11 protein-coding genes are annotated in these 10,629 nt (G+C 58.9%); 1 reads left to right on the top strand and 10 read right to left on the bottom strand.

Annotated elements, in window-relative coordinates; genetic code table 11:
• Nucleotides 1-172 precede the first annotated feature (172 nt).
• The 10 genes from purD to K6T12_RS20870 form a co-directional block, all read right to left on the bottom strand.
• Nucleotides 173-1,462 (bottom strand): phosphoribosylamine--glycine ligase, encoded by a 1,290-nt coding sequence (gene purD, locus K6T12_RS20830; protein WP_222224899.1) that lies wholly within the window; start codon nucleotides 1,460-1,462, stop codon nucleotides 173-175.
• A 148-nt stretch (nucleotides 1,463-1,610) separates the two neighbouring features.
• On the bottom strand, nucleotides 1,611-3,191 hold the full coding sequence (purH, locus tag K6T12_RS20835; protein WP_222224900.1) for a bifunctional phosphoribosylaminoimidazolecarboxamide formyltransferase/IMP cyclohydrolase: 1,581 nt from the start codon (nucleotides 3,189-3,191) through the stop codon (nucleotides 1,611-1,613).
• A gap of 119 nt (nucleotides 3,192-3,310) precedes the next feature.
• A complete protein-coding gene (gene fis, locus K6T12_RS20840; protein WP_222224901.1) occupies nucleotides 3,311-3,598 on the bottom strand; it encodes a DNA-binding transcriptional regulator Fis in 288 nt (95 codons plus the stop codon).
• A 23-nt stretch (nucleotides 3,599-3,621) separates the two neighbouring features.
• Nucleotides 3,622-4,599 carry a tRNA dihydrouridine synthase DusB gene (gene dusB / locus K6T12_RS20845; protein ID WP_222224902.1) on the bottom strand — a complete coding sequence of 326 codons (978 nt, stop codon included), beginning with the start codon at nucleotides 4,597-4,599 and terminating at the stop codon, nucleotides 3,622-3,624.
• A gap of 131 nt (nucleotides 4,600-4,730) precedes the next feature.
• Nucleotides 4,731-5,756 (bottom strand): DUF3426 domain-containing protein, encoded by a 1,026-nt coding sequence (locus tag K6T12_RS20850; RefSeq protein ID WP_222224903.1) that lies wholly within the window; start codon nucleotides 5,754-5,756, stop codon nucleotides 4,731-4,733.
• Nucleotides 5,757-5,773: 17 nt separating this feature from the next.
• Entirely contained in the window at nucleotides 5,774-6,667 is an 894-nt protein-coding gene (prmA, locus tag K6T12_RS20855; protein WP_222224904.1) for a 50S ribosomal protein L11 methyltransferase, read from the bottom strand.
• 243 nt (nucleotides 6,668-6,910) lie between these two features.
• Nucleotides 6,911-7,168, bottom strand: coding sequence for a pirin-like C-terminal cupin domain-containing protein (locus K6T12_RS21650; protein ID WP_255611962.1), 258 nt, complete (start codon nucleotides 7,166-7,168; stop codon nucleotides 6,911-6,913).
• A 203-nt stretch (nucleotides 7,169-7,371) separates the two neighbouring features.
• Nucleotides 7,372-7,479, bottom strand: a complete 108-nt coding sequence (locus tag K6T12_RS21655; RefSeq protein WP_255611963.1) for a pirin family protein — start codon at nucleotides 7,477-7,479, stop codon at nucleotides 7,372-7,374.
• A gap of 297 nt (nucleotides 7,480-7,776) precedes the next feature.
• Nucleotides 7,777-8,403 (bottom strand): isochorismate family cysteine hydrolase YcaC, encoded by a 627-nt coding sequence (gene ycaC / locus K6T12_RS20865; RefSeq protein ID WP_222224905.1) that lies wholly within the window; start codon nucleotides 8,401-8,403, stop codon nucleotides 7,777-7,779.
• A 73-nt stretch (nucleotides 8,404-8,476) separates the two neighbouring features.
• On the bottom strand, nucleotides 8,477-9,235 hold the full coding sequence (locus tag K6T12_RS20870) for a pirin family protein (protein WP_255611965.1): 759 nt from the start codon (nucleotides 9,233-9,235) through the stop codon (nucleotides 8,477-8,479).
• A 202-nt stretch (nucleotides 9,236-9,437) separates the two neighbouring features.
• On the opposite strand from K6T12_RS20870, the gene K6T12_RS20875 reads away from it, so the two are divergent.
• Complete coding sequence (locus K6T12_RS20875; protein WP_222224906.1) at nucleotides 9,438-10,343, top strand: LysR family transcriptional regulator; 906 nt, start codon at nucleotides 9,438-9,440, stop codon at nucleotides 10,341-10,343.
• Nucleotides 10,344-10,629: the final 286 nt, after the last annotated feature.

The following is a 10,629-nucleotide window of genomic DNA, read 5'->3' on the forward strand; positions in this document are numbered from 1 at the left end:
GGACGCTCAGAGTCGGCGTAGACAGGGGTGCCAGCGGCAAGCTTATGGCTAACGTAGAAATTTCCTAACAAGCAGCGAAGAAACAAGAAAATGCCAGTCAGTTGGCTTAACTGACTGGCATTAACCCGAAGGTGGCTTTTGTCGTACGTTTATCGTGCAAAAAAACAGCGGATCAGCTGTCCTGTTCGCGCGCGATGGCGCGGTAGGCGATATCGGTGCGGTAGTAGGCGCCGTCCCAGTTCACCTGCTTGAGCAGTGCGTAGGCACGCTGCTGGGCTTCGGTGACGCTGTCGCCCAGTGCGGTGACGCAGAGTACGCGGCCACCGGCGGTAACCACGTTGCCGTTGTCATCCAGCTTGGTGCCGGCGTGGAAGATCTTGCTGCCTTCCGGGCACTCGGCCGGGAAGCTGATCTGATCGCCTTTCTTGTAGTCGCCCGGGTAGCCGCCGGCGGCCATTACCACGCCAACGGACTTGCGGCTGTCCCAATCGGCGGTGGTCTGGTCCAGCTTCTTGTCCAGTGCCGCCTGGCACAGTTCGACCAGGCTGGATTTCAGGCGCAGCATAATCGGCTGGGTTTCCGGATCGCCGAAGCGGCAGTTGTACTCGATTACCTTCGGTGTGCCGTCGGCCATGATCATCAGGCCGGCATACAGGAAACCGGTGTACTCGTTGCCTTCGGCCTTCATGCCGTTGACGGTCGGCATGATCACTTCGTCCATCACCCGCTGGTCGATCTCGGCGGTCACCACCGGTGCCGGCGAGTAGGCGCCCATGCCGCCGGTGTTTAGGCCGGTATCGCCGTCGCCGGCCCGCTTGTGGTCCTGGCTGGTGGCCATCGGCAGCACGTTGTCGCCGTCGACCATCACGATGTAGGAGGCTTCCTCACCGTCCAGGAACTCTTCGACCACTACCCGGCTGCCCGCATCGCCGAAGGCGTTGCCGGCCAGCATATCCTTGATGGCGTCTTCCGCTTCGGTTAGCGTCATCGCCACGATCACGCCCTTGCCGGCGGCCAGGCCGTCGGCCTTGATGACGATCGGCGCGCCTTTTTCACGGACGTAAGCCAGTGCCGGCTCGATCTCGGTGAAGTTGGCGTACTCGGCGGTCGGGATCTGGTGGCGGGCCAGGAAGTCCTTGGTGAACGCCTTGGAACCTTCCAGCTGAGCGGCACCGGCGGTTGGGCCGAAGATCGCCAGCCCTTCGTTGCGGAAACGATCCACCACGCCGGCCACCAGCGGCGCTTCCGGGCCGACGATGGTCAGCTCGATGGCGTTGTCCTTGGCGAACGCGACCAGGCCGTCGATATCCATCACGTCGATGGCGACGTTCTGCATCTTGGCTTCCTGCGCGGTGGCGGCGTTGCCCGGGGCTACGAAGACGTCGGTAACCTTGTCGTCCTTCGCTGCCGCCCAGGCCAGTGCGTGCTCACGGCCGCCGGAACCAATTACTAGAATTTTCATGTTCGTTATCCCTTGTAAAATGCCGGAGCCTTGCGGGCCCCGGCAAATCAAGTGCTCAGTTCACAGTGTACAGTTTACAGAGCGATCTTTCGGCCTCTGCGGCTTAGCTACGTAGCCGCGCGCTGTTTACTGTCCACTGGTATCTGAATCAATGACGGAAATGGCGCATGCCGGTGAACACCATCGCCATGCCGGCTTCGTCGGCCGCGTCGATCACTTCCTGATCGCGCATCGAGCCGCCCGGCTGGATCACCGCTTCGATACCGGCCGCCGCAGCGGAGTCGATGCCGTCGCGGAACGGGAAGAAGGCGTCGGATGCCATCACCGAGCCCTTCACTTCCAGCCCTTCGTCAGCAGCCTTGATGCCGGCGATCTTGGCGGAGTAGACGCGGCTCATCTGGCCGGCGCCGATACCGATGGTCTGGCCGTTCTTGGCGTAGACGATGGCGTTGGATTTGACGAACTTGGCCACTTCCCAGCAGAACAGCAGGTCGCGGATCTCCTGTTCGGTCGGCTGGCGCTTGGTCACCACCTTCAGCTGGGAGGCGTCGACCATGCCCAGGTCGCGGTCCTGCACCAGCAGGCCGCCGTTGACCCGCTTGTAATCGAAACCATGGGCGCGCTCGGCAGGCCATTCGCCGCAGGCCAGCAGGCGGACGTTCGGCTTGCCGGCAACGATGTCGGAAGCTTCCTGGGTGACGCTCGGGGCGATGATCACTTCAACGAACTGGCGGTCGATGATCGCCTGGGCGGTGTTGCCGTCCAGTTCGCGGTTGAAGGCGATGATGCCGCCGAAAGCGGAGGTCGGGTCGGTCTGGAAGGCGCGGTTGTACGCCTCCAGGATATCGGCGCCGATCGCCACGCCGCACGGGTTGGCGTGCTTGACGATCACACAGGCCGGCTCCTTGAACGGCTTGACGCATTCCAGCGCGGCGTCGGTGTCGGCCACGTTGTTGTAGGACAGTTCCTTGCCCTGCAGCTGGCGGGCGGTGGAAACGGAGGCTTCCGCCGGGTTCGCTTCGACATAGAAGGCCGCACGCTGGTGCGGGTTCTCGCCGTAGCGCATGTCCTGCGCCTTGATGAACTGGGTGTTGAAGGTGCGCGGGAAGTCGGCCGGCTCCTCTTCGTCACCCTCGACGATCGCGCCCAGGTAGTTGGCGATCATGCCGTCGTAGCCGGCGGTATGTTCGAACGCCTTGACCGCCAGGTCGAAGCGGCTCTTCTGGCTCAGGCCGCCGTTGGCGTCCAGTTCGGCCAGGATGCCGTCATAGTCGGATGCGTTGACCACGATCGCCACGTCTTTGTGGTTCTTCGCGGCGGAGCGGACCATGGTCGGGCCGCCGATATCGATGTTTTCGATCGCCATCGGCAGGTCGCAATCCGGCCGCGCGATGGTGGCAGCGAACGGGTACAGGTTCACCACGACCATGTCGATCGGGTTGATGCCGTGCTCGTTCATCACCGCATCGTCGGTACCGCGGCGGCCCAGGATGCCACCGTGCACTTTCGGGTGCAGGGTCTTGACGCGACCGTCCATCATCTCCGGGAAACCGGTGTAGTCGGAGACTTCCACGGCCGGGATGTTGTTCTCTTTCAGCAGCTTGTAAGTACCGCCGGTGGACAGGATTTCAACGCCCTGAGTGCTCAGGGCCTGGGCGAACTCAACGATACCGGTCTTGTCGGATACGCTGATCAGTGCGCGGCGGATCGGGGTGGTATTGTCAGCCATCGTATGTGCTTCCGATTAACGAGTGATTACCAAAAAATCTGAGCGGAAGGGGAAACCGGTACACCCCGGGCGGGCGACCGATTCCGTCGCCTCCGCTCAGGTCCGGTATCGCTCTCCCGTTACAGCAGGTCGTACTGCTTCAGTTTCTTGCGCAGCGTGCCACGGTTAAGACCGAGCAGCTGGGATGCCTTGGTCTGATTGTCCTTGGTGTAGGCCATGACCGATTCGAACAGCGGCGCCTCGATCTCCGACAGTACCATCTGGTAGACGTCGGTGACCGGCTGGCCGTCCAGCTGCTGGAAATAGTTGGACAATGACTTCTGGACACTTTCACGCAGTGTCTGACTGGGTGCATCCGTGTTCAGCGCGTGCGTCAGCGCTGATTGTTTGATCTCTTTGTAATCCACTGTTTCTCTTTATCCAAACTCTGTCAGGCAGCGACACCGAGGGTGGCGAAATACGCGTCGATGGCCGCTGTCTGCTCTGCTGCTGATTCCAGTTGATTGAACAGTTTGCGAAAACTACTGCTTTGTGAATGGGCCTGCAGGTACCAACCCACGTGCTTGCGCGCGATGCGAACGCCCATATGTTCCCCATAAAACTGATGAAGGGCGTTCAGATGGTGCTGCAGGATCTCCCTGATCTCTTCCAGCGAAGGCTCCGCCAGCAGCGTGCCGGTGCGCAGGTAATGATCGATCTCGCGGAAGATCCAGGGGCGACCCTGGGCTCCGCGGCCGATCATCACCGCATCGGCGCTGGTCCGTTCGAGTACCGAGCGGGCTTGCTGCGGGCTGGTGATATTGCCGTTGGCGAATACCGGAATCCGGATGCTTTCCTTGATGCGGGCGATGGTGTCGTATTCCACCTCGCCCTTGTAACCGCAGGCACGGGTACGGCCATGAACCGCCAGTGCCTGGATGCCCGCATCCTCGGCAATTCGTGCCACGGTGACACCGTTGCGGTGCTCGGTGTCCCAGCCGGTACGAATTTTGAGGGTAACGGGTACATCGACCGCCGCCACGACTGCCTGCAGAATCTCGGCAACCAGGGCTTCGTCCTTCAGCAGGGCGGAGCCGGCCGCTTTGTTGCAGACCTTCTTGGCGGGGCAACCCATATTGATATCGATGATCTGTGCACCACGTTCGACATTCATCCGTGCCGCATTTGCCAGCATGGCGGGATCGCCACCGGCGATCTGCACCGAGCGGGGCTCGGCTTCGCCGCTGTGGTTAAGCCGGAAGCTGGACTTGCGGGAGTTCCATAGACGGGTATCAGCAGTCACCATCTCGGATACCACCAGGCCTGCTCCAAGCCGGCGGCAGAGGCGACGGAACGGTTGATCGGTTACACCTGCCATCGGTGCCAGGATTACCTGACTGTCAATGGTGTAGGGGCCGATCTGAACCATGATGCACCTAAAAAATGGGTAAAAGAAACACGTCGCGGCCAGAGGCCACGTTCCAGTATGTTCGTTCAGGGAGGCGGCCAATAATACCGCTTAGCCAGGATCGCTCCAAGGAGTTTTTGTCGATTTTTTGATCATTTTAGTACGGCGTCAGGCTTGACAAGCGTCAGCTGGTAATTCACCGCCCGCACCCCCGGCTTCATGATCTCCAGCAGCAACTGCACCGGCTGGCCGGCCGGCATGGCGCTCGGATCGACCCGGCCCAGGTCGAGGTATTCGTTAGGCTGGAAGCGCCGCTGGGCCACCAGGCGGCCCTTCAGATCGCTGAAGCTGAGCTGCAGTGCCGGGTAGGGTTGTTCGAACGCCGCCTGGTTCTCCAGGATCAGCTCCACCTGCAGGGCGTCGAGGTATTTCGGGTGGGGCTGGATCACCAGCCGCTGGCTGTGGATCTGCTCGATCGCCTGACGTCGCGGCAGCTGACAGCCGAACTCGGCGCAGACCAGCCGGTAGAAAGCGTCATAGGGCGGCTGCCAGGCCAATGTCTGGCGCTCGAACCAGAGGTACTGGCCGGCCAACAGCAGCAATGCAAACAGGCAGCCCAATAGCCAGCCGAAGGTGGTGCCGGAGTGGTCCGGCTCCGGATGGGGCATATGCATCTGCACCGGCTCGGCGCGCAGGCTGTCCAGAAGGCGGTTGTTCGCCGATGCTGTGCCGCTCGCGCTGGTGCCGGTGGCGGACGGAACCGGGATGGGAACCACCAGGGGGCCCGTTTGGGCTGCCTTGGCTTGTGGTTTTACGGCTGCACGGACGGACGGTGCGACCGGTTGCGGGGGCGCAGGCTCGGCTGAAGGGGGCTTCGCTTTAATCGAAGCAGGCTCAGATTCGGCGGAGACTGGAGTTGAAGCGAGTGTAACCGAAGTGCTGGCCGCGGGGTTGTCGGGATCGAGTTCGATATCACCGAAATCGATCTCTGGCTGCGGGTTATAGGGCGCGATCTGCGGTTCCGCTTCCGGCTCTGGCGCCGGTGGCCGGGCGTCGAACACCTTCAGGCAGTTGCCGCAACGCACTTGCCCGTCGGCCAGTTTCAACTGGCCGACGGTCACCCGGAAACGGGTATGGCAGGCGGGGCATTCGGCAACAATGCTCGGAACGGCGGCCATCGGCGATCAGGCTTCCATCAACGCTTGGTGCCGGTGATGCGGATCCAGTCCTCCTGCTGGGCGACCGGTTCCAGATCGAACCACTGGCCGTAGGTGGCCTGAATCTCCTCGGCCTGGTTGCTCAGCAGACCGGACAGTGCCAGCCGGCCGCCCGGCTTGACGTGGCCGGCGATGGTCGGCGCCAGCTGGACCAGCGGGCCGGCCAGGATATTGGCGACCACGTAATCGGCCTGAATATCAGGTGCCTGCTCCGGCAGGAACGCCTGCAGCTTGGCTTTCGGCAGCTTGTTGCGCGCCAGGTTGTCGCGGGTGGCCTGCAGCGCCTGCGGGTCGATATCGATGGCGGTGACATGCTCGGCGCCCAGCAGCAGCGCGGCGATCCCCAGGATGCCGGAACCGCAGCCGAAATCGACCACCTGCTTGCCGTCCAGCGGTTCGCCGTCCAGCCACTCCAGGCAGAGCGCGGTGGTCGGGTGGGTGCCGGTACCGAACGCCAGGCCCGGGTCCAGCATCAGGTTGACCGCATCCGGCTCAGGCGCTTCGCGCCAGCTCGGGCAGACCCACAGCCGCTTGCCGAACTGCATCGGGTGGTAGTTGTCCATCCAGGCCCGCTCCCAGTCCTTGTCCTCCAAGATTTCCGCCTTGATGGTCGGCATCGGCTGGCCGGCGAACAGTTGCTCATGGGCCTGCTTGATAAAGTCCATGGTCTTGTTCAGGTCGTAGCTGGCATCGAACAGCCCGCTGATATGGGTGTTGCTCCACAACGGCGTGGTGCCCAGGTCCGGCTCGAAGATCGGCTGGTCTGCCGCATCCTCGAAGGTGACTGCCGCACACCCGGCCGCCAGCAGGATATCTTCGTACTGGTCGGACTGTTCCGGGGTGATATTGATCTTGATCTGTAACCAGGGCATCGGGCTCTTCCGTCTCGGGATGAATGGGTAACGCTTAGCGGTTAAGTATCGCGCATCTGGGGCCTTAAGGGGAGTCGGGAAGGGCGGTACGGCGTAATAGTCGGTCCAAATTACTTTGGCAGTGGAATAAACTCATTTTCAACACCTGGAACTTTGGCAAACGGCCTGCTAGCCAGTCGGCCTTAGCCTTTTCCATCAGGGCCGGGTCACTGGCAACAAAGTTCCACTCCATGTAACGCCGGCCTACGGGGCGCCACCGATAAGGACGATCATGGCGTCGTTGTCGGCAGTGACACTAACTCCCGGCTGATCGTCGAATATGGCCATGCTGCGCTCGGTTACCTGGCTGTCCCCTACTGTCAGAGAGCCGCTAATCACATAGACGGCACGTTCATCGGCATTGGGCAGTACCAGGGGTTTTCCGGCGTTGAGACGAGCCTCCAGATACAGGGTTTCGGACAGGGTTATCAGCGGCGATGTGGCAGCGTAGACACTGCCCATCATAACTCGTGCAGAGATGCCATCCAGGCTGACTGTCGGGATGTCGGCACTATCATAATGATAAAACCCAGGCTCGATTTGCTCATGCTCTGTGGACCGGCCAGCCAGAGTTGAAGCCCATGTATTTCACGGGGCGCGGTTTTAGTTACTTCGCGCTGACGTTCTGAATGTACGATGCCATGGTCGGCCACCATCAAGTTATTCTAGCCGGGGTGAACTATTTGCTTGGTAGCCAGAGAATCGCGATGCAGCATTTCACCCTCAAACAAGCAAGTGACGGTCGCAAGGCCAATATGTGGATGAGGACGCATATCAATGCCCCGGCCGCCTCAAAGCAGGCAGGCCCCATGCGGTCGAAAAAAACCGGGACCAACACTGCGGCACTCTGCTACCGGAAGGGTGCGGCGCACGCTGAAACCGCCGAGGTCTTTGTCTTTGGGAGTCAGTATCATCTGCAAAGCATCGCAACCACTGGTGACGTTGCATATTTGTGTTACTTCCTAACGCCAAATTGCTCATTGCGTTATCCATTTGGCGAGCATTCAGTAAGACATAAGGTGAGGGGGCCTAGGCCCCCTCAATCTTTATCGATAAATCACCAGTTCGGCTTATGCATTGCTCGTCAGCGTGGTATAGCTGGTGATCAGGTTGCGGTAGTCCGGGATATGGTTGGAGAACAGCGCTCCTAGGCCTTCCACGTCATTGCGCCAATCCCGATGCAGTTCGCAGGCGGTACCAAACCAGGTCATCAGTTGTGCCCCAGCTTGTGACATACGATCCCAAGCGGCGTGGCGCGTGATGGTGTCAAATGTTCCGGATGCATCGGTCACAACAAAGACTTCATAGCCTTCTTCCAATGCCGACAGCACCGGGAAGGCCACACAGACTTCGGTGACTACGCCGGCAATGATCAGCTGTTTCTTACCGGTGGCTTTGACAGCAGCTAGAAACTCTTCATTATCCCAGGCGTTAATCTGCCCCGGACGGGCAATATAAGGTGCTTCGGGGAAGATCTCTTTGAGCTCGGGCACCAGAGGGCCATTAGGGCCATTTTCAAAACTGGTGGTTAGAATGGTCGGCAAATTAAAGTAATTAGCCAGATCGGCTAGCGCCAGTACATTGTTTTTAAACTTGTCCGGTTCAATGTCCCGAACCAGGGATAATAGGCCAGCTTGGTGATCCACCAACAGTACGGCGGCGTTATCTTTATCGAGTCTGCTATATTGGAAACTCATAATTTCCTCCGGGAATAATAGTAGGTGCGATACACCGGTGAATGAAGCGGCGCTACTGCATCGCTCCACGCTTTTACAATCTTCCGAAGACTCCCCGCTGGAGTTCGTCGAAAGCCTGTAAAATTTCAGATTTGCTGTTCATCACGAAAGGCCTATTGCCAACAATGGGCTCGTTAATAGGCTCACCGCTGAGCAGCAACACCAAGCTGGATTGCTCAGCATGTAACTTGATCCCCGTTTTCTGACGGCTCAGCAGCACCATGCCGGCTTCCGTAACCGGGGCTGAGCTATTAATACAAACCGCTCCTTCCAGCACTACAAGGGTTGTAGTCCAACCCTCAGGTAACTCAAAACAGGTTTGACCGCCTGCTTTCAGGCGCATATCCCAGACATGTACGGGGCTGAAGGTATGAGCTGGCCCCTGGTGATCGAGAAACGGACCGGCAATTGGCCGAAGGGTGCCGGCGTTATCAGCTAAGGTCACTTCCGGGATGTCTTGCTTGGTGATGCCTTGATACCCCGGCGGAGTCATCTTGTGGCTCTTAGGCAGGTTGACCCAAAGCTGTACCATCTGTAGGTCACCACCGGAGTGACTGAATGCGCCCGAGTGCAACTCCTCATGAAAAATACCGGAACCTGCGGTCATCCACTGCACATCACCGGGACCGATAACTCCGCCATTACCGGTGGAGTCACGGTGTTCCACCTCACCCTGGTAAACAATGGTGACTGTTTCAAAACCGCGATGCGGATGCTCGCCAACGCCGCGTTTAGCACCGTCACCGGGAAAGCGTATTGGACCGGCGTAGTCCAGCAACAGAAATGGACTCATTTGCGCAGCTTGGTAGTGGTAGGAAAACAGTGAGCACACCGGAAAGCTGTTGCCCACCCAATGGGGGGCGGTGCCTGAATGATGCCTGTTATTGATTTCATACTCACCTCCAAAGGTTGCGTTACATAAAGCATACCTATGGAACAATGAATCGGTAGTCTGCTAAGTTGATCCTATCCGTCCTAAATATAGAACGATAGTTATGCAGGACCTCAATGATCTATATTATTTTGTCAAGGCTGTGGAATATGGTGGTTTTTCTCCCGCTAGCCGGGCTCTGGGGGTGCCCAAATCCAAGCTGAGTCGCCGCGTTGCCTCCCTGGAAGAACGGTTGGACACGAAATTGATCTATCGCTCGACTCGCAGCTTCCATCTTACGGAGGTTGGGCAGACTTATTTTCGACACTGTAAGGCGATGCTGGTGGAGGCGGAGTCAGCGCAGGAGGCCATTGATTCTCTGAAGTCTGAGCCTAGGGGGACCATTCGACTGACTTGCCCCATTGCGTTACTGCACGCTCATATAGGCTGTATGTTAGCCGAGTTTATGACCCAATATCCCGAGGTGAACATTCAACTGGAAGCCTCCAATCGCCGAGTGGATCTGGTTGCCGAAGGCGTGGATGTTGCCATTCGGGTAAGGCCACCGCCGATTGAAGATAGTGACCTGATTATGCGGGTGTTGTCGGAACGCAGCCTCAGCCTGGTCGTCAGTCCTGATTTGGTAAACAAGCAAGGATCCCCTTCACACCTGACTAAGCTTTGCCAATGGCCGAGTTTGGGTTTAGGCCAGCCACAAAATACCTTTGTTTGGGTTTGGACTTCGCCGGATGGTAAATCGGTTAGTGTGCCTCTTACCCCCCGTTTTGTTACCACCGACATGGTCGCACTTCGTAACGCGGCCCTGGCTGGTGTGGGCGTCGTACAGCTACCTACGCTAATGGTGACAGAACAACTGAAGGAGGGCAGTCTGGTCAGGTTACTGGACGATTGGACGGCTCCCCCTGAAATCATTCACGTGGTTTTTCCGTCCCGACGTGGTTTGCTGCCAGCGGTCAGAGCCTTGATTGAGTTTCTAGCTGAGCGCTATGCAAGTTTTGATGAAGAATAGGATTGAACTAGTTCCCTGGCGATGACTACATCTGTAACTACCAACGGAGTAGATTTTTCCACTGATAGGGAACCAATTCTGTCGACTGGCGTCTTATGCATCAGATTCGAGAGAGCACTGTGTTGTGTGTTGTTCCGGCGGCCTGATCAGGCCGCCTTTTTTATGTGTGCGCCAGGCATGGCGCGTAGCGCCTTGACTGGCGCTGTTCCGGTACGCGTGGTGGCGGCCGGATGACTTGGTGGTGAAAGTCCACTGTCGGCCCGGCAAGGGGAACGATTAGCCGAAC

It is taken from the genome of Marinobacterium arenosum (assembly GCF_019795155.1).
GTDB classification, from domain to species: domain Bacteria; phylum Pseudomonadota; class Gammaproteobacteria; order Pseudomonadales; family Balneatricaceae; genus Marinobacterium_C; species Marinobacterium_C arenosum.